This is a genomic window from Pseudidiomarina planktonica, assembly GCF_900177775.1.
GTDB classification, from domain to species: Bacteria; Pseudomonadota; Gammaproteobacteria; order Enterobacterales; family Alteromonadaceae; genus Pseudidiomarina; species Pseudidiomarina planktonica.
The window spans coordinates 125185-144946 of record NZ_FXWH01000002.1; the positions used below are offsets into that span (position 1 = coordinate 125185).

General features: G+C 46.8%; 18 protein-coding genes. 9 read left to right on the forward strand and 9 right to left on the reverse strand.

Annotated elements, in window-relative coordinates; all coding sequences use genetic code 11:
* Nucleotides 1-26: 26 nt before the first annotated feature.
* Nucleotides 27-1199, reverse strand: coding sequence for a PIN domain-containing protein (locus CCE91_RS09345; RefSeq protein WP_086435017.1), 1173 nt, complete (start codon nucleotides 1197-1199; stop codon nucleotides 27-29).
* 222 nt (nucleotides 1200-1421) lie between these two features.
* Between CCE91_RS09345 and CCE91_RS09350 the strand changes: the two genes are divergently transcribed.
* The 3 genes from CCE91_RS09350 to CCE91_RS09360 all read left to right on the forward strand — a co-directional run bounded on the left by CCE91_RS09350 (nucleotide 1422) and on the right by CCE91_RS09360 (nucleotide 7502).
* A complete protein-coding gene (locus CCE91_RS09350; protein WP_126797213.1) occupies nucleotides 1422-2171 on the forward strand; it encodes a zinc-finger-containing protein in 750 nt (249 codons plus the stop codon).
* Nucleotides 2172-2322: 151 nt separating this feature from the next.
* Nucleotides 2323-5466 carry a DUF3427 domain-containing protein gene (locus tag CCE91_RS09355; protein ID WP_086435019.1) on the forward strand — a complete coding sequence of 1048 codons (3144 nt, stop codon included), beginning with the start codon at nucleotides 2323-2325 and terminating at the stop codon, nucleotides 5464-5466.
* Between the two features lie 176 nt (nucleotides 5467-5642).
* Nucleotides 5643-7502, forward strand: coding sequence for a DUF885 domain-containing protein (locus CCE91_RS09360; RefSeq protein WP_086435020.1), 1860 nt, complete (start codon nucleotides 5643-5645; stop codon nucleotides 7500-7502).
* Nucleotides 7503-7625: 123 nt separating this feature from the next.
* On the opposite strand, the gene CCE91_RS09365 is transcribed toward CCE91_RS09360, so the two are convergent.
* The 5 genes from CCE91_RS09365 to CCE91_RS09385 form a co-directional block, all read right to left on the reverse strand.
* The gene (locus tag CCE91_RS09365) at nucleotides 7626-8117 is read right to left on the reverse strand and encodes a gamma-glutamylcyclotransferase family protein (protein WP_086435021.1); all 492 of its coding nucleotides are present in this window, start codon (nucleotides 8115-8117) and stop codon (nucleotides 7626-7628) included.
* Between the two features lie 92 nt (nucleotides 8118-8209).
* Nucleotides 8210-8650 carry a hypothetical protein gene (locus CCE91_RS09370; protein WP_086435022.1) on the reverse strand — a complete coding sequence of 147 codons (441 nt, stop codon included), beginning with the start codon at nucleotides 8648-8650 and terminating at the stop codon, nucleotides 8210-8212.
* Nucleotides 8651-8748: 98 nt separating this feature from the next.
* A complete protein-coding gene (locus CCE91_RS09375) occupies nucleotides 8749-9363 on the reverse strand; it encodes a hypothetical protein (protein WP_086435023.1) in 615 nt (204 codons plus the stop codon).
* A gap of 180 nt (nucleotides 9364-9543) precedes the next feature.
* Nucleotides 9544-10104 (reverse strand): hypothetical protein, encoded by a 561-nt coding sequence (locus CCE91_RS12270; RefSeq protein ID WP_086435024.1) that lies wholly within the window; start codon nucleotides 10102-10104, stop codon nucleotides 9544-9546.
* 39 nt (nucleotides 10105-10143) lie between these two features.
* Nucleotides 10144-10725, reverse strand: coding sequence for a helix-turn-helix domain-containing protein (locus CCE91_RS09385; RefSeq protein ID WP_086435025.1), 582 nt, complete (start codon nucleotides 10723-10725; stop codon nucleotides 10144-10146).
* Between the two features lie 89 nt (nucleotides 10726-10814).
* Between CCE91_RS09385 and CCE91_RS09390 the strand changes: the two genes are divergently transcribed.
* Nucleotides 10815-11456 (forward strand): LysE/ArgO family amino acid transporter, encoded by a 642-nt coding sequence (locus CCE91_RS09390; protein WP_086435026.1) that lies wholly within the window; start codon nucleotides 10815-10817, stop codon nucleotides 11454-11456.
* 23 nt (nucleotides 11457-11479) lie between these two features.
* On the opposite strand, the gene map is transcribed toward CCE91_RS09390, so the two are convergent.
* Nucleotides 11480-12256: a type I methionyl aminopeptidase gene (gene map, locus CCE91_RS09395; RefSeq protein ID WP_086435027.1), complete on the reverse strand. Its 777-nt coding sequence runs from the start codon at nucleotides 12254-12256 to the stop codon at nucleotides 11480-11482.
* A gap of 194 nt (nucleotides 12257-12450) precedes the next feature.
* Between map and CCE91_RS09400 the strand changes: the two genes are divergently transcribed.
* From CCE91_RS09400 to CCE91_RS09420, 5 genes are read left to right on the forward strand one after another with little or no spacing between them, the layout of a single operon-like run.
* On the forward strand, nucleotides 12451-14835 hold the full coding sequence (locus tag CCE91_RS09400) for a TonB-dependent receptor domain-containing protein (RefSeq protein ID WP_086435028.1): 2385 nt from the start codon (nucleotides 12451-12453) through the stop codon (nucleotides 14833-14835).
* On the forward strand, nucleotides 14835-15428 hold the full coding sequence (locus tag CCE91_RS09405; RefSeq protein WP_086435029.1) for a PepSY-associated TM helix domain-containing protein: 594 nt from the start codon (nucleotides 14835-14837) through the stop codon (nucleotides 15426-15428). The genes CCE91_RS09400 and CCE91_RS09405 overlap by 1 nt, the downstream gene beginning before the upstream one ends.
* A 17-nt stretch (nucleotides 15429-15445) precedes the next feature.
* Nucleotides 15446-15946, forward strand: coding sequence for a DUF2271 domain-containing protein (locus CCE91_RS09410; protein ID WP_086435030.1), 501 nt, complete (start codon nucleotides 15446-15448; stop codon nucleotides 15944-15946).
* Nucleotides 15947-15969: 23 nt separating this feature from the next.
* On the forward strand, nucleotides 15970-16794 hold the full coding sequence (locus CCE91_RS09415; protein WP_086435031.1) for a DUF4198 domain-containing protein: 825 nt from the start codon (nucleotides 15970-15972) through the stop codon (nucleotides 16792-16794).
* A complete protein-coding gene (locus CCE91_RS09420; protein ID WP_086435032.1) occupies nucleotides 16794-18080 on the forward strand; it encodes an NADPH cytochrome P450 oxidoreductase family protein in 1287 nt (428 codons plus the stop codon). The genes CCE91_RS09415 and CCE91_RS09420 overlap by 1 nt, the downstream gene beginning before the upstream one ends.
* A gap of 77 nt (nucleotides 18081-18157) precedes the next feature.
* Here the strand turns inward: CCE91_RS09420 and CCE91_RS09425 are convergent, their stop codons facing one another.
* Together CCE91_RS09425 and CCE91_RS09430 are read right to left on the reverse strand one after the other, a co-directional pair.
* Complete coding sequence (locus tag CCE91_RS09425; RefSeq protein WP_086435033.1) at nucleotides 18158-18646, reverse strand: ferritin-like domain-containing protein; 489 nt, start codon at nucleotides 18644-18646, stop codon at nucleotides 18158-18160.
* Between the two features lie 186 nt (nucleotides 18647-18832).
* The gene (locus tag CCE91_RS09430) at nucleotides 18833-19744 is read right to left on the reverse strand and encodes a diguanylate cyclase domain-containing protein (protein WP_086435034.1); all 912 of its coding nucleotides are present in this window, start codon (nucleotides 19742-19744) and stop codon (nucleotides 18833-18835) included.
* Between the last annotated feature and the right edge of the window lie 18 nt (nucleotides 19745-19762).

Genomic DNA, 19762 nt, shown 5'->3' on the forward strand with positions numbered 1-19762 from the left:
TTTTAATCATGGTAGACGGGTCGATTTTAGCTGTAGACTTTGTTTACTCTCAATATCTTGTTCAGACTCAGTTCACTTAATCTTAGAATAGTCGTCAAATCCTTACCGTCTATGAATTGTTCCAGGTCATTAGGCAAGATGAACAGTGAAGCAAGCCCATGAGCTTCGTAGCTAAGTTTATTATCGCTTTCGAAATTGATTAGAGCGTCTTCACTATCGAATAGGTCATCAATACTTGACCGATACTCATTGTAGGAATGAACTTCACCTGGGTAATGTGGGGAGTTTATTTCAAATATTACTTCAATGCTAAACTGGACTCCAAATTCACCATTGCCATAGTAAAATAATTTTAATATTTGAAAAGTCTCTGGAGCGTCGCAGTAAACGTTTTCAATAATACTATGTTCAAAAATATAAACGTCGCCAGGCCGTCCTATTTGAGGATGAGTGAGCTCAAATAAAACCTTGGTATTTAAGCGCTCAAAGAATATATCATCGTGAACTCTTAGATTACTCATAATAAACATCAGATTTCTTGATACTTCACTATCAAGTAATGAGGACTTAAACTCTTTCGTCTCTGTCAGCATTTCAATTGAGTCAAGAATCCTTACACCCGAAATTTCTCTCAAACAAGCTGTAAGCTTCTTATCTTTGGATATAAAGTTAACTTGATTAAATTTGTCGGCGAGCCCTTTTACTTGTTGATATATATAGGCATCCGGAAAATCTTTTCGCTCCTTAATTTTAGTGAATGGGTTTGAGCCGGTGAAGTACGCTTCGAGCACGTCTTTAGCTTGCTTTTCGGTTACCTCAACCACCTGAACATTATATTCCTCACACCAATCGTAGAAATTTTTTTCTATGGCTGTGAAAGCTGCTTCTCTAAGAGATTCAATTTCAGATAAGAGCTTGTTGCTAGAAGTTTGTGCCGGCTCATAAGCGGTTGATTTTCGCATAAAAGAAATTAACGAACCGTTTAATGTTTCAGCTGCGTCATCTAGCTGTAATTTTTGATGTGTTAGAAACTCTTGGACTACTACATAGGGAAGAAATAAAGTTGCGCCGGTACTACGTACTAGTCGCTCTACAGCTTTTAATGCGGGCTGTGTACGGCTTGGGTCTTCTCGTAAGATATTGGTATCAAAAATTATTTTTAATGGGTCGCTATTTTTGTATTGATTATTATTAGTCATATTTATAATGCCGTTGTTTGGCGGATAGTAACAATAGCGCCAAAGTGGCTACAAAAAACTACTGAAACATGAATAAATAAGCCTAGTGTAAAAGTAATTTATTTAAAATCATAGCCTTGCTCACTCTGGAAGCAAACTTGCTTACGATTGCATCGGGGGGTATTTTCTAAAGTGAAAGGTTTACTGGCTAAATTAGAGATTTCTCATTACATAGAGTTAGTTATGACTACAACAAATACAAAAGCCTTGGCGGTGCGAGAAAACGTTAATACTAAGCGGCCAGTTAAACCGCGAGTAAAAAGATGGTTGGAAGAAATTCGAAATCAACTTCATTATTCCGGTTGCACCAAAAACTATGATTGGCCAATGTATTTGCATGGGTTTAAAGATGTCCTGCGAGATTTACGTACCTCTTTTAAGGGAACAAAACAGTCAAAAATTACTGGATGGTCTCGAGAGGGGCTCCTTCTGAAACTTGAACCCAAGATAGGAGAAAGTTTACTAGATCAGTATAGGTTTTTAGCAGTAAAACTATACTTTGACTCGCAAAGTCCACGGCCGATTAAGACGACGCTTGGACCTTTGAGGTATACATGTCATTACTGCAGCGGCTCGGCAAGCTTTAGGAAACTTGATGGATCAAGTGGAAATAGTGGACGCTGTGGTTATGTATGCGACAATTTTTGCGATGCTCGTGTAGGCTTTCATACTGGAGATAAGCTGCCTTTAGGATGTTTAGCGAACGAAGAGTTACGGAAATTAAGAATTAAATGCAAATGTGAAGTCGATATATATGCTCATTATTCTGGATTGGGGTTATACAAAGCTTTCGAGGAACTCGCTAAGCTAATGAAACTGCATACTACGGAAGTAAAAGTCGCTCGTCTTGGTGTCAATCAGTGTCAAGAATTTCTTTCATTAACTAGAATGCTTATCAAGGAAGCTAGTGATAAGCGTAGTGCTCAATTGTAATTAGTAAGTGTATTTGATGCTTGATGAACGAATGGCGATGCACGCTTCAATGTTTTAGGTTTTAAAACTACTTTCAACTGACAGCTCAAAAACTTGCGCAGCAACAAACGCCCTGGCATTCTGAATCACATCTGTTGATCAAGGAATAGTCATGCCGCCGCTCAAGGAAGGGTTATACGAACTCATTAAAACGTCTTCGCTTGCCACTGAATTGGAAGAAAGCGAACTGGTTGCTATTACCGAGCGGTTAACTGAGGCAGCCGATGTTCGACACCTTTCTCAAGCGTTCACTGAGCAGATAACTCAGATTCTTGATGAGTTGGGTGAGCGCGGCGGAACTCGAGAGCAACGACTGAAGAACCAAGTTCGTTTTGTAAATGACCTCTTGACTGCCACTCGCCAGCAAGCACAAATAAACCACGAGCATGACGCTTATTTAGAACCTCCTGAAGTTCTCCGCGCGCTTCATTTGCCTAATCAGCCCATTGAAATACCGGAAATCGGCCTGGCGCAACCATGGCTATTTACTGCAGGCAAAGATTCCCCAGCACTTCTCAATGAACTGCAAAAAGAGCTAAGCAGCTGCAATCACGTCGAGATTCTCGTGAGCTTTATAACGGTAGCTGGGGTTCGAAAAATTATTGATACGTTGCGCCAAATCACAGCTGTTAACGCTGAAGGCGTGGCACGTACAAGTCTTCGAATTATTACAACCACTTATACCGGCGCAACGGACCAAAAAGCGGTCAAAATGCTTGCCGAGCTTCCCAACTGTCGAGTTAAAGTGTCCCTGGATGGTCGGCGAACCAGGCTCCATGCCAAAGCCTGGATATTTGAGCGCGATAGTGGATTTGGTTCTGCCTATGTTGGCAGTGCTAATTTGTCCGGAGCCGCGTTAATGGGGGGGTTAGAATGGACGGTGAAGTTCACGGAGCGTGGGCAAAATTTATTATATCAGCGAGCCAAGGCTCACTTTGAAACGCTTTGGCAAGATGACGAGTTTCAGCAATACGATCCGCACAACGAAGATCATGTTAAAAGCCTACGGTCTGCTTTAGCTCGAGAGTCGGGTGGAAATGGCAATGTGGTGGGCATCACAACGTTCTTTGATATCCAGCCTAAGCCATTCCAACGCGATATTCTTGAACAGCTTGAGAATGAGCGAGCACATCAGCGATTCCGTAACCTGCTGGTCGCGGCTACAGGAACGGGTAAAACTGTTATGGCTGCTTTCGACTACAAGCGTATATGCCAACAAGAAGGTGGTCGGCCTAGGCTATTGTTCGTTGCTCACCGCCAAGAAATACTAAAGCAGTCACTACTCACATATCGTCATGTTCTGCGTGACAATAATTTTGGTGACCTATTAACCGGGAATACGCATCCGAGTAACTTTGAGCATCTATTCTCGACCATTCAAAGTGTAGGTCGAATAATTGATGAGTTTGGTGAAGACTACTGGCGGGTTATTGTGATTGACGAATGTCATCACATTGGTGCGACTACCTTTACCGACTTAGTTGAGCGTGTTCAGCCTAAATATTTGCTGGGTTTAACGGCGACGCCGGAACGCTCAGACGGCAGAAGTATTCTCCAGCACTTTGATTCTCGCCCTGATGGTTCGCCCGCAGTTCAGATGCGTTTGTGGAACGCCTTAGATTTACAGCTTTTAGCCCCATTTGAATATTTTGCCTGCACGGATGACACGAACTTTGAAGAAGTAAATTGGCGCCAGCCAGGTGAAATCGCGCAACTCGACCAGATTTTAAGTGGTAACGACGCACGGGCACGCTCGATTATCAGAGCATGGCAGGAATTAGTGAGTGATATCGGTGACTGCCGGGCTTTAGCTTTTTGTGTAACCGTAAAGCATGCCAGTTTTATGGTGGACCAATTTAATAAGGTCGGTATTAAGGCCGCTATGATTACCGGTCAGTCTTCGCAGGCCGAGCGAGAGCGATTACCTCAGTTACTGGAACGAAAAGAGATTAATGTTCTTTTGACGGTAGACTTATTTAATGAAGGGGTCGACTTACCTTTTGTGGATACTCTTCTGCTACTTCGTCCCACTCAAAGTTCTACCTTGTTTCAGCAGCAAATAGGCCGAGGTTTGCGACTGCACGAGGGTAAAGATAGCTGTCTGATCCTCGACTTCGTGGGTCAACACGCGCAAGGTTTCCGGTTTGACGTTTTATACGGCGCTATTACTGGATTAACCCGAAAAGAAATACTTGCCGGTGTAGAAGATGGATTTGGACGCTTACCTTCAGGCTGTCATCTGCAACTACAGAAGCAAGCACGTGAGAATATCCTAAACAGTTTAAAGACAGCGGTGAACTATAACTGGCAGAACTTAACGCGTGAATTGCGCCAATATCAAATGCTGCAGGGTACAGATGATATTTCTCTTACCAACTTTGTTCAGGAACAAGCATTAGAGCTCAGCGATATCTACCGATATTCTACCGGAGCAGGCCAGTCCGGTTGGACGACGCTTAAGCGAAGTGCAAACCTAGTAAATGAGGTGGCTACGCCGGAAGAAAAATATTTTAGCCGACGACTAGCAGCACTAACGCATATTGACGATACCGACTATCTAAAGGTTATAAGAGAAGTTGGAGAGTCGAATGGCGCCTTAGAAGTAACAGAGGCAAATCACAGCTATATTTTAATGTTGGCTTATCAATTAGCGGGCGGACAAGGCACACCTTTTACAGTGCCAGAGTTTTTAAGTCGGTTGCAGCAGAACTCGTTAATCTGTCAGGAACTGGTGGAGTTAACTACTTATCTTGATGCCAAAACGAACCATGTATTTACCGCTGTGCCAGGGCTAGAGAATACAACGTTGAAGTTACACAGTGCGTATCAGACTCGAGAAATCCTGACCGCAGTAAGGTATTACACTGAAGAATTTCATCCTCCTCATCGCTACGGAGTCCTTCGTTTAACTGAAGAAAAAACTGAGTTGATGTTTGTTACGCTCGATAAATCGGAAGCCCTTCACGAAGGCGTCGCTTACGATGACTATGCAATTAGCCAGGAGTTGTTTCACTGGCAGTCGCAGAATACTGCGGCACCGCACACTCAAGCGGGTCAGCGTTATCTAAATAAAGGTTCTGACGGTTGGACATTCCAGCTTTTCGTGAGAAGAAACAAAAACTCAGCATACCGAGCATGTGGGCCCGTCGAATTTCATAGTTTTCATGGTGAAAAACCCATGAATATTACTTGGCGTTTGAAATCACCGCTTCCAGCACGATTATTTGATGCATATTCTGTCATGCGTGCTAGTTAGACTGTTGGGTTGGTAAAGCTGGGAAATTATCGAATTTAAGCGAATGTAGACTGCTAATGCAGCTATTTACCCACAAAATGCGTCAAACAGAGAAGAGAGAGCGATCAGAAGTTCGCCGGATTTGCTATGCTGATGCAACGTAAGTTATAAAAATAAGAAACAACAGGAGAAAACGAATGTTTGATTATAAACGCATTGCGCTGGCGGTATCGCTGGCGTTAGCTACAACGGCTTGTTCTGATGAGCCGAAAAATAATGGAATGAACGAGACCGCCTCAGCGGAAACGTCGCAGCAGCAACAGCAAGACACCCAGCAAACCGAAGCTGAAAAAGCGAATAAGCTGTTTGAAGACATTTTCATGGAAAGCGTAATGCGCAGTCCTATGTATCAAACCTACCTGGGTATTAAAGACGACCAGGACAAATGGGACGATATTTCTGAAGAGCAGGCGCAAGAAGACCTTGAGTTCCAGAAAGAGCAGTTAGCCCGGGTAGAGGCTATTGATGAGTCGAAGCTGGAAGGTCAAACCTTGCTTAGCTGGCAAATGATGAAGCAGCAGTTAGAAAACGATATTGCTGATTTCAAATGGCGTCACCACAATTATCCGGTTAACCAAATGTTCGGCATGCACTCAGGTGTTGCTTCACTGCTGATCAACCAGCATGGCATTTCTGAAGTTGCCGATGCGGAAGCTTATGTTTCCCGATTAAATGGCCTGCCAGAGTTGTTTGAACAATTAGGCGAGAATTTAAAACTGCGTGCTGAAAAAGGCATTATCGCGCCGAAGTTTGTGTATCCGTACATTATCAGCGACAGCCAGAACATTATTACCGGTGCTCCGTTTGACGATGGCGAACCAACCACTCTGTGGGCAGATTTCAAGAAAAAAGTAGATGCCTTAGAGCTTGAAGAAAGCGAAGCTGCAGCGTTAATGGAATCTGCTGAGAAAGCCTTGCTTGAGTCTGTTAAGCCTGCGTACGAGAACTTAATTGCGGTAGTGAAAGAAATTGAAGCGCAAGCAACTACGAAAGACGGCGCCTGGAAATTCCCAGACGGCGAAGCTTTTTACAACAATGCGCTTAAACGCACTACCACCACAGACTTAACCTCTGATGAAATTCATAACATAGGTTTGAGCGAAGTAGACCGCATTCATAACGAAATGCGCGAAATTATGGAAAAAGTCGAATTCGACGGCACCTTGCAAGAGTTCTTCGTGTACATGCGTAACAGCGAAGACTTTGTATATCCGCAAACCGAAGAGGGTCGTCAGCGTTATATCGATGAGGCAACCGCCTACATTGACACCATGAACGACCAATTAGACGAACTGTTCCTGACCAAGCCGAAAGCCGAATTGATTGTGAAAGCAGTTGAGCCTTTCCGTGAAAAATCAGCTGGTAAAGCATTCTATTCACAGCCTTCTATGGACGGTTCACGCCCAGGCACCTACTACGCAAACCTGTACGACATGGCTTCAATGCCTACCTACCAAATGGAAGCTTTGGCGTATCACGAAGGTATTCCGGGTCACCACATGCAAATCGCATTGGCGCAGGAACTTGAAGGCATTCCAACCTTCAGAAAATTCGGTCGCTACACTGCCTACTCAGAAGGTTGGGGCTTATACAGCGAGTTGCTGCCAAAAGAATATGGCTATTATGAAGACCCATACTCTGACTTCGGTCGCTTAGCTATGGAACTGTGGCGCGCATGTCGACTAGTGGTAGATACCGGTATTCACTCGAAGAAATGGACGCGTGAAGAAGGTATTGATTACTACGTGGAAAACACGCCAAACGCGAAAGCCGATGCCGTGAAGATGGTTGAGCGTCACATCGTTATGCCAAGCCAGGCAACTGCTTACAAAATCGGCATGAACAAAATTGTCGAGTTGCGTGAGAAAGCCAGAGAAGAACTTGGCGACGCCTTTGATATTCGTGAGTTCCACGACGTAGTACTAAGCCGTGGCGCAGTACCGCTGAATATCCTTGAGCAATTCGTTAACGACTACATTGAAGAAAACAAAGCGTAACCAGTAACCTGCGGTTTTACCGCAGGTGAGGTGTTCGCTAAAGCAAAAGCCCCGCATACTTTGGTATGCGGGGCTTTCTTTTTCCTGAGTTTAACTGGAATCCGTCCACCTTGCAGTGGAGTGCTAGTTGTATATCGCTCTCTCTTTAGCATCTCTTGCTCTATCGGGGTCCTCAATGCTCCCTACGGCATTTATATACTCAACATAACTAGCTGGGAAGCACGATTCTTCTGCGCCCTTTAAAACGTGGTTCATATACCAAGAGTAAGGTCGTAAAGACGCATCCGTTTTAATGGCTATATAAGTCAGAGCCTCTACCTCATTTCCTTTCTCATCAGCGACTATTACTGTTTTATCTTTGTATCCGTGACCCAGACTTTCCGCTTTATCCAATGCTGTCCTTTCGTGATCGTCTATTTCAAATAACACTCCCAAAACATAATCCTCGCGTTTCGTTGTGAGTAAGGCATCGCATTTCCCAGACCCGTCTTTACTAATTTTATGAAAGCGAAGGGAATGTCCTAAAAGCTTGAAAACACCTACTCGTTTTGCGCTTGCGACTCTTTCTTTTAGCCGCAAGAGAGACATGTTTGATCCGTAGGCAAAGTACTTCATAGTGTCTCCAATTGTTTATAAATAAAAAGTGACTTATCAGTGAAGCAATCGTTGTATATATGAGTCAGTGGTAGTGAGCAGAAGACTTTCTACTAGGGGGTAATACTCTTAACAAATGCAGTAAATCCAGAGTAATAATTACTGTCTAACTTTAACGTTTTCCATGCTTTCCTAAATGCAGGTTTAGAAAAGGAAGCTTTCATGCCTGACTCCCATTCTTTCCAGGTTTTTTTATCTAAATTTTTATTTTCATTTAGAAAATACTCCTCACTACATAAATCAAAATAAGCACGCATGTATCGAAGAGTATGCTCTCTTATTTCGGGAGATAAATTATCGTAGCTAAACTCGTTTTCATATACTGTCACGGGGAAATTAAGAGAGATTTCTTGGTATCGTTTTGTATAGTCTGCGAAAAAATTAAGTTTAAGCTGTTTCTTAAAGCTATAAACGGCAAACGCAAACGCGATAATGGCCGAGAGAACAGACACAATTTTCAGTATGTCTAAAAAATTGCTAGTTTGGATTTCCATTTATTATTTTTCCTTAAGAGAGGATCTCGAGCGGCGCCATGAGGTTTTTAGCTAAAACAATAAGTTTCACCAATTTCTTTTGTAAACCACTCATTAATCTATTTTGCGGCATAGCTAACGTGGGTTACTGAGCTAATATTATATAAATAAGTTGTATCAGATGACTTTTCCCAAAATGCAATCAAGCCTCCCCTAATTCTGATTACTTGTCCTTTCCGTTCTATTTGTTGGGCTGACTCTACTATAACTATTCTATCTTCTAGTTCAGCTGATTTTAAAGATTTGGCTAGCTCAATTCCTTTGTGTATTGCATGAAACATGATTACAACTAGTATTATCGGAGATGCAATGAGGAGATATGGCTTTAGTTTTCTAAGATCGCAACTGCCGCGAAGTCTTTGCGAAAATCGACTTAAAATTTCTTTACTCTCAACCCATTTTTTTACGTATTCCTTGATTGAATCGATGAAGAGCAGCGCAAAAAACAATGACAAAGGCACCATAAATACAGCTATGACGGTATTTAAAAATAGATACCTAAAACCAAAAGCTATAGATGTTGATAGATCAGGTGCCAACTCAGAGGTGTTCAATCCAAAATGCTCTAGGTAAACGGTTTCGTGTAAGAATCCAAGAGCGTAAAGGAAGGCGGAAGAGAGTGAAGCGATAATTGTGAAATCTTTTATGGGATTAAAACTCGTCTGCATGCTCATAAATATTCTTCTGATTCTCTTAATTTAATTAATCTTACACTAGGGAACGGTTGTCTGACTCAAGAAAAATCAATCTATAAGTATTAGGAATCAAAATGTTCTTAGACGAGCCCTTCATGAGGGCTGGCGCATCCTTACATAGGTGTAGCTAGAACTATTCGATTCACTTATTTTCTTGTTTTACGAACTTACAGGCTTTACCCGCCGCCAACCCCTCACCACCAAAGGCCCCACACACAAATTTGAGAACGCTGAAATTAGCGCGACAATAGATATCACAATCAGCGGAATTATTGGCCCAAAGGTGAAGGTTGAGCCAAGCACGTGGGCGAGTATGCATTCGGCCCTGTAAACGGGTAAAAAGAAGCTGATTACTAGCAGGCTCAAGATTCCATACATGCTGATGTTTTCGTGGCCGAATTCAAACCCCAGTGATTGCAAAATAGCTAAGGCAAGCACGCCGAAAAAGCCGATTAAAACGCTCTTTGGCAATGCTCCGCCGCCAGCAGAATCAGGTTCAAACGAGATGCGCTTTTTAACACGGGTGCTGGCAAACCAGGCCAGCGCCGGCAGAACAACAATTGCCCACCAGTTAGAAAATCCGGGGTACTCTGCGCTGGCAAGAAAGTAATGGGTTACTACGCCACCTTGCAAGTGTTCCCAAAGTAGCTGCCCAAAAACAAACAGCACCACTGCGGTAATAAAGTAAGCTCTTAGTTTATTGAAGTGCTGTTCGCTCATGTTTACCTCTAAATAAGGCTTGCAGAACACCCTATGTTGTTAACCTTGGGACGATTTTTCATAAACGGTCATGGTAAAGGTAACCGCCGAATCTGAAGTGTTTGAATACGAGTGAGGCACATCCATTTGTGCGGTCATTGCATCGTTGGCATTTAGGGTGAAGGTTTCATTGTTAACCTCAACGGCCAAACTTCCTTCTTCTACATGAATAAGTTCCATAGTATTTTTGGAATGTGCATCAGATGTAAAGATTTCTCCGGGTAGCATAATCCATCGCCATAGCTCTATCATGACTGACCCTTTGGTTCCGGCAAGCAAACGCGCTGTTCCGCCTTTGTCGCCATGCCAAAGCGTGGGAATGTCATGCTGGTGTCTTATGATGACTTTAGGCTCGTCCGACACTGCTACGATATCTGCTAAAGACACACCCAAGGCGTTAGCGAGCTTGCAAAGTAAACCTATACTTGGGTTAGCCCGCCCTTTCTCAATTTGTACCACCATTCCTTTACTGATGTCGGCTCGTTTAGCGAGCTCATCCAGTGATAAGCGGTTGTCTTTACGAAAGCTATGAACGCGGCTAGCGATCGCTTGATTGACTATGTCACTTTCTTTTATGGTCATTATATTGACTTTTTATGATGTTAAATTAAACTAGACTAATCTTGCCATTATTGAACGGTTCCGTCGATAGAGCAACACAGGAGCAATACGTGTTCGAATTACTCAGTACCTTTTTTATGGGCGCCATTATTTCGGGCGGTTTAATTATTGCCATAGGCAGCCAAAATGCGTTTCTGTTAAAAACGGGGCTTACCAATAACCACCCGTTTGCGGCAGCAACTGTGTGCTTTGTTGGCGACATTTTGCTGATTGGCGCTGGTGTTTTTGGTGTGGGTGCGTTGTTCTCGGTAGACAGTGTTTGGGGAATGGGTCTCAGCATTGGTGGTGCGGCTTTTCTAACCTGGTATGGCAGCAAGGCGCTGAAAGATGCCATTAAGGGTGAAGGCAAACTTACCATAAACGAAGAAGAGGCTCCCAAAGCTACGCTAAAAGCCACTTTGTTAATGGCCTTCGCCATGACTTTTTTAAATCCGCATGTGTACATCGACACTGTGGTTTTGGTTGGCGGCGTTACGGCTGGGCTGACCGATCATCTGCGGCCCTGGTTTGTGGCTGGCGCTTTGTTTGCTTCGGCTATTTGGTTTTATAGTCTGGTGTTTGTGGCGAAAAAGCTGGCGAAAACGTTGAACAATCCTAAAGCCTGGCGCGTTATAAACAGCCTTATTGCGGCGCTTATGTTTTTGATTGCAGCCAAGCTCATCACCGATGTATGGATGCAAATCGCCGGTTAACTCCCCGGCAAAGCGCAGTAGATTTACAGTTGCTCTTCTTCTCGTAGGGTGAGCACTTCGTACCCCGAGCTGGTTACCAATATAGTTTGCTCCCACTGCGCGGAAAGTTTTTTGTCGCGTGTTACTACTGTCCAGCCGTCTTTCTTGGTTTTGATTTTGGCGGTGCCCTGATTAACCATGGGCTCAATGGTGAAGGTCATGCCTTCTTTCAGCTGCAGGCCTCGGTTTGGTGCGCCGTAGTGCAGTACGGTTGGTTCTTCATGCATTTCGCGGCCAATGCCGTGGCCACAATACTCTCGTACAATGCTATAGCCGTGCGACTCTGCGTGTCGCTGCACGGCATGGCCGACATCGCCCAGTCTGGCACCCGGTTTTACTTGTTTAATACCAGCCCACATCGCTTCATAGGTAACCTCAACAAGCTTTTTCGCAATAGGGGTAGCTTCCGGCATCACATACATTTTGCTGGAGTCCGCAATAAAGCCACCTTTTTCCAAAGTGATGTCCAAATTAATAATGTCTTTCGCTTTCAGAAACTGAGTTGCTTTAGGTACGCCATGGCAAACCACATCGTTAATGGATGAATTTAACACGTACTGGTAGTCATATTGGCCTTTGCTGGCAGGGCGGGCCTGTAGCTCGTTAACAATGAATTCTTCAACGCGGTTGTTAATGTCCATGGTTGAAACGCCGGGCTTGACATAAGCGTCCAGCATTTTGAAAACTTGAGCAAGTAAGCGGCCGGAATGGCGCATTAGCTCAATTTCCGCGGCGGTTTTAATGGTTACATTATTGGTCATGGTGGTGACTAAACCCTGGTTAGCTGCTCAGTACAGCCAGTCTAATCGATAAAGACCCCGGAAATATACAACTAATTTGCAAATGCGAATCATTATCATTGACGTTATCATCTTCTTTCGTCTAACATGCCCTCAACATTAATCGAGCGCTATTTATCGAAAATAATGCTCAGGGAAACGAGAGGACGATAAAAATGAAATCTTTGACGCCAACAAAATTGGCTCTATTCGTAAGTGCAACATTAAGCGCAGCCTTATCAACACCAGCTTTGGCACAGGCAACGGAAGTGCCGGACGGCATTGAGCGCATCGTAGTAACGGCGTCAGGGTTTGAGCAGAAGCTAACCGACGCTCCTGCCAGCATTTCGGTAATTACTCAGGAAGAAATTCGTGAGCGTTCATTCACCAGCTTGCTGGACGCTGTGAAATACCAGGAAGGTATTGATATTGGTACCTCTCGTGACAAAACCGGTCAGGGCTCGGTTAGCATGCGTGGCCTTACCGGCGAATACACCCTGCTTTTAATTGATGGTCGCCGCCAGAACAACCACGGTGACATTTACCCGAATAACTTTGGCGGCAATGCGTTTAATCACGTACCACCGCTGGCTGCTATTGACCGCATTGAAGTGATTCGTGGGCCAGCTTCTACGCTGTATGGTGCCGACGCACTGGGTGGTGTTATTAACATCATTACCAAAAAGCATACCGACAACTGGACCGGTGAAATTAGCATGGGCCGCAGTGTGCAGTCTGATGACGATTTCGGTGATGACTTTACCACTGAAGTTTCGGTTATGGGCCCGCTGATTGAAAACGTGCTGAGCTTAGGGTTGCGTGGCAGCCTTTATGATCAGGAAGCGTCTTCGCCGCAATTTGCGCCGGCGGTAGACCCGAACGGTAATGTGATTGTGCGTCAACTTGGCTTTGGTAGTGGTGGTCGTACCGTAGATAACGAAGACCGACACGCTGGTTTCTCGCTGTCGTGGACTCCTACCGACAACCAACGCCTGAAGTTTGATTACGATGTATCCAATCAGGTGTACGACAACACTCCCAGCTACGACATAGACAACGACAGCATTGTGTACCCGTTGGGCACCAAAGACAGCATTGAAGCCCTGTGGCAGGCTCGCGGCGGTCAGGTGAATCCTCGTGCCGGTTATGCGGCCGATCAAGAGTTTGACCGCACCTGGTGGTCACTGGCGCACGATGCCGACTGGAGCTTTGGTTCCAGCATGATTGCGCTTTCCTACGTAGACACCGCCAATAATGGCCGTACCTTGCCACTTAGCGTAGCTGAACGGTTATTGCTGCAGGAAATGTACGACGGCACTGGTGATTACGCTGGTTTAAGTGAAGAAGAACGCCGCAACCTGGCTGAAGACACCTTCTTGCCACGCCCGGCGCGCCCGCTGGAGAGCAGTCAGTACACTTTAGACGTGCGCTTTGATATTCCTTTTGAAGCGGCTGGCTACCACAACTTTGTGGTTGGCGCGCAAATGATTGACGGCGAGCTGAAAGACGGCGTGTTTGGTTTAGAAGAAGGTAATGCCGGTGCCATTCAGGATCAGGAAATGTACTCGTTGTTTGTGGAAGACAACTGGATGATGACCGACAATTTCACGCTCACCGGCGGTGTGCGTTACGACGAGCATGACACTTTTGGTAGCCAGGTTTCACCACGTTTGTATGCGGTATACAGCCTGAATGCGGCATGGACGCTAAAAGGTGGCGTAAGCACCGGTTATAAAACTCCGAACACCACCGATTTATACGATGGCATCACCGGTTTTGGCGGTCAGGGCACCAGCCCGTTTGCGGGTAACCCTGAGCTACAACCGGAAACCAGTGTGAACTCTGAAATTGCGTTGTACTGGAACTCGGTAGACAACGACCACAACTTCAATATCACCTACTTCGACACCAAGTTTGACGACAAAATTGCCCGTGGCGACACCATTTTAAGCTGCGAGCAAACTGACGGCGTGCGCCCTTGTGTGAATCTGGGTGAATACGACCAACTGGGTTACGACACCTACAGCCAGAAAATCAACATTGATGAAGTAGACATTCAGGGTGTGGAAGTTGCCGGCCGTTATCAGGTGTCGCAAAACTGGTCGCTGCAAGGTAACTACACCTGGACTGACAGTGAGCAAATGAGCGGCCCTCAGGCTGGATTACCGCTTACCAATACTGCTGAGCACATGGCTAACCTGCGGGTGAACTGGGCTGCGCGCGACAATTTGAACTTGTACCTGCAAGGCGAGCTGCGCTCTGACCGTTACCGTGGTTACGACAGCGTTATCGACAAAGAACTGTACTACGAAAACTACAGCCTGCTGAACTTAGGTGCCAGCTACGATGTAAGCGACATGGTGCGGTTAGATTTCCGGGTGAACAACCTGCTGGACCGTGACTTCACTTCGTACAGCACCACCTTCACTGACTTAAATGGCGACGGCGAATATGACTACGTAACCGGTCGCGGCGCCGTTAGCGAAGTGGTGTTTACTGACGACTACAACGTGAAAGACAAAGCCCGCAATTTCTGGGTTGGTTTAACGGTTAGCTTCTGATGCAGGTGAATTTAGGATCCATTCGACAGTGGCACTGGGTAAGTGCCGCTATCACGCTGGTGGGCATGCTGTTGTTTGCTATTACCGGTATCACGCTAAACCATGCCGCCGACATTGGCGCTAATACTCAGGTTACGACCATTGAAACCTGGGTGCCGGAACCGGCGTTGCAGCGATTGCGTGATTTGCCTGAAGGCGAAGTAATGTTGCCGGCGGATTTATACGCCTACTTGCGTGAGCAAGGGGTAACTATGGCGCGTGATCAGCGCGGGCAATGGGACGGCGTGGAGTTTTATGCAGCCATGCCAAAACCAGGTAGCGATTCCTGGCTGGCCATTGACGCGGAGTTTGCCGAGTTTACTTACGAGCGCACTACCCGCGGTTGGGTGGCCTACTTTAACGACCTGCACAAGGGGCGCGACAGTGGCGCTGTGTGGTTCTGGTTTATCGATATTTTTGCCGCGGTGTGTGTGGTGTTTTGTGTTACCGGGCTGATTTTACTGTTCCGGCAAGGGCCGCACCGACCCATGACCTGGCCCATGGTTGCCTTAGGTGCCCTGGTTCCTGTGGTGATTATGCTGGTGTTTATTTAATGAGGGAAGGAGTAAGCATGCGTAGATTTTGGTTGGCATTACTACTGGTAACCGCCAGTAGCACGGCGGCTGCAGAAGTGAATTTAACCGTCACTTTGCCGCGTTTAAACGTGGCTGAATATCACGCGCCTTATGTGGCCGTGTGGATTGAAAACGACCGTCGGCAGGCCACGCAAGTGGCGCTTTGGTACGACGTGGCGTTAGCAAATGGCGAAGGCCAGGAATGGCTGAAAGACCTGCGTCAATGGTGGCGTCGTGGTGGCCGGTCACTAACTATGCCAGTGGATGGCTTGAGTGGCGCAACCAAAGGGCCGGGGCAACACACTATTAGCACTCAGCTAAGTGATGCACTGACCAGCCTGCCCGCCGGTAGCTACACCATTATGGTGGAAGCCGCGCGCGAAGTAGGTGGCCGTGAAGTATTGCGCCTGCCAATAGAATTACCTTTAACGAATGCAAGTTTCCCTGTGGTGGTTGAGGGGCAAAACGAGCTCGAATCCATCCGCTTACACAACTAATTTAATCAGCAAGGAGCAACACCATGCGTTTCCAACTTATGCTTTTAAGTGCCATTGCGGCAGCCGTAGTTTCAACCTCAGCAAGTGCCCACCGTGCCTGGCTGGAGCCAAGTGCCACTGTGCTTTCCGGTGACGATGCGGTAGTAACCGTAGACGCCGCTATCTCCAATACTTTGTTTCATCCTGATCACGTCGCTATGTCGGTAGACGGCATTAAAGTAACGGGTCCTAATGGAGAGCTGGTAGACATAATGAATGCCGCAAAAGGCCGCTACCGTAGCGTGTTTGACGTGGAACTGGCGCAGCAGGGAACCTACAAAATTGCCAGTGCCTCTGGTGGTTTGCGCGCTTTTTGGCGTGACGAGGAAGGCAGCCGCAAAATGTGGCCGGGCCGTGGTCAGCAAGCCAATGAATCTGAATTCTCTACTGCCGTACCAAGTGATGCCAAAGACTTGAGCGTGTCACGTGGCTGGCGCCGGGTGGAAACTTTCGTAACCGTTGGTGCGCCAACCACCGAGGCGCTGCAACCTACCAATGAAGGTTTAGAGCTGGTACCTGTTACCCATCCGAACGATTTGTATGCCACTGAAACGGCAACCTTTAAAATGTTGATTGACGGTGAACCGGCTGTGGGTGCAGAAGTGGAAGTAGTACCTGGTGGCATGCGCTATCGCAACAGCCAGGAAGCCATCAAGGTAACCGCAAACGAACAGGGTGAAATTGAAATTACCTGGCCGCAGGCGGGCATGTACTTTTTGGAAGCCAGCTACCGTGACGACAAAGCCGCTAAGCCTGCTACTGTTCGCACCGGCGGCTACTCGGCTACCTTTGAGGTGTTACCGCTGTAATGAACGGGGTGTCTGGTGGAATCGCGCTGGTACTGTGCCTAAGTTGGCTGGTATGGACCGCCGGGCTGTGGTGGAAACACCGCAGCCCGCGGGTTGCGAATGACCGTTTGCAACTGCCGGTGCTGGTGGCTTACGCCAGCCAAACCGGCTCGGCGCGAGCGCTGGCAGTGCAACAGCAACAGGCACTTGGCGGGCCGGAACATGCCAGCCTTATGGCGTTGTCCGAATTAGTACCTAAACAATTAGCGCAGGTAAAAAAAGCCGTGTTTGTGGTGAGTACGTATGGCGATGGCGAGCCACCCGACAATGGTCGACGCTTTTATCACGACTTACGGGCATTAAGCCAAAGCAGTAGTAAAGAGCTTTTTAGCTCGCTTGATTACGAAGTGGTGGCACTGGGTGATCGCAGCTATCCGAAGTTTTGCCAGTTTGGTGATGACCTATACCAGCAACTGGCCAGCCTGGGGGCGAAAGCCATTGCACCGCTTACTAAACTGGACCAGAGTCAGTCGGCACAGTCGCTCAATCAGCCGGAGCAAATCTGGAGATTAACCTACCGCGAGCGCTTGAACACCCAAGCTGATGCGGGGCTGTTTCACTTACGTTTGAATACTCAACAAGGCATGCCCAAATGGCGAGCCGGTGATCTGGTTGCTATTCACCCCAATAATGATTCATCGGCAGCACCGCGACGGTACTCAATTGCATCGGCATCTGTGGATGGCGAAATTAGTTTAATTGTACGCCAGCATATAACCGAACGCGGAGAGTTGGGGCTTTGCTCCGGCTGGCTAACGCAGCAGGTCGCGCTCGACAGTGGTATTAATCTGCAGATTATTGAGAACAGCTCCTGCCATATTGATGACCGTGCAGCACCGCTATTACTGATTGGTGCGGGCAGCGGGCTGGCAGGAATTCGCGGCCATCTGGCCGAGCGGGCGCAACATACCAAAGCCGGGCCAGCCTGGCTGATTTACGGCGAACGCGCTCCCGATGCGGGGCAAAGTCTGCATACCGAGCTAGCACTGTGGCAGCAGCGTGGCGTGCTAAATACCCTTGATTGTGCGTTTTCGCGAGACACTGATAAGCCCGCATATGTGCAGGACATTGTGCGTGAACAAGCGACCAAAATAGCTGATTTTATTGGCACCGGTGGTCATGTGTATGTCTGTGGTCGTTATGAAGGTATGGGTACTGCGGTGGACGCTATTTTGCGCGAGGTTTTAGGTGCGCAAACTTACCAACAATTAATGGAGCAAGGCCGCTACCATCGTGATCTGTATTAATTAGCCACGAATTACAAAAAGAAAAGCCGACATTAAATGCCGGCTCCGCTTTTGCCTTTCTGTCGTGCCAGTTATTGTCAATCTGCTTCTTTCTGTAAGTAACTGCGAGTGGTTTGTGGAATGTGATCATACAGCCACTTCGCCATCTCTTTTTCTTGTGCCAAAACGCCTTCCAGGGTGGTTTTGATTTCGTGCTCACCAAGTATTTCGGCGGTGCTTACCAGTACTTTGTAAGAGGCAATTTCCATGCACTCAAATACATACGCACTCATAATTCCTTTTACTACTTCGTCTTCAGTCATCATGCCGGCCATAGCTTGAAATTTAGCTGTGGTTTTAGCCGCTAAATCTTTGAAGCCCGACGGTGAGGAATCCAGCCGTTTAATGCAAGATTCAACTTTGTCTTGTTGGCTTTTGGTTTCGGCAATATGCAGCTTCACCCGCTGGTGTAACTCAGGGTAGTCTTCAACTCGATCGGCCATAGACTTCAGCATGGATTCAGCTTGCTCTTCCATTGCATGGGCATCGCGTAGCCAATCTAAAAAATGCTCTCTTACGTCGCTCATGATTATTTCCTTTTGTCATGATGAACAGCAGGCACTTGATGTACCTGCTTCGGTGCTAATAAGCCTAGTCGTTGCAGCGGCGTCCGCTTGCTCTTTTCGAAAGATTAACTTTGGGGACAGTACGTTTAAGACGAGGAATTGAAATACCGGCCAGTGTTTACCAGCTCAGGCCATTGCCGCCAGCATTTACCAGCTCAGGCCATTGCCGCCAGCATGTTTAGCTCTGTACATAGCCTGATCGGCATGTTGCACCAGTGAATCAACGGTGCCGCCGTGCTCGGGCCAGGCCGCCATGCCAATACTAACGCTGACAACTTCTTCGCCGCGCGGCAGTGCTAACGGCTGCTGCATAGCCAGATGAATTTTTTCAGCCACGGTTTGCACCGCATGCTTAATGTTCAGTACTTTGGTGCCGGTGTCACATAACACTACGAATTCATCGCCACCTATGCGAGCTACGGTGTCGGTGGGGCGAAGTATAGATTTAAACCTGTCTGCGGCAGCTTTTAGTAAGTCATCACCGCTGGCGTGACCGTAGTGGTCGTTAATTTGTTTGAATTTATCCATATCTAAATAGAGTATGCCAAAACCGATGCCGTCGCGCTCGGCGCGAGCCAATGCAAGGGTCGCGCGGTCGGCAAATAAGGCCCGATTGGGTAGCTTGGTGAGGGAATCTGTTAGCGCCATAGTTTCCAGCCGCGAGATTAACGATTCCCGTTCCCGTTCCAATTGTTTGCGTATAGAAATATCCCGGGCCACACCTACCCGCACTTGGTCGCGCTCGGACCAGCGTGCGGTCCAGTGCAGGTCTACAACTGACCCGTCTTTGCGAATATAGCGGTTTTCGAAGTGCATCACTTCCTCACCACTATTTATGAGTTCGGCTACAGCGCGGGTGTCGTTATGATTATCCGGATGCATAAAGTCGAACATAGAGCGGCCGATCATTTCTTCTGGGTCGTAACCAAATACTCGCTTCGCGCCCGGGCTCAGGTAAATGAACTTATGCTCACGGTCGACCACGCACACCGCATCCAGCAATAGGTCAATGTACTCTGCTAGTTGAGCAAAGGGTTGAGCAAAAGGCTCTTTATTCACAATACATTGAACTCCAAC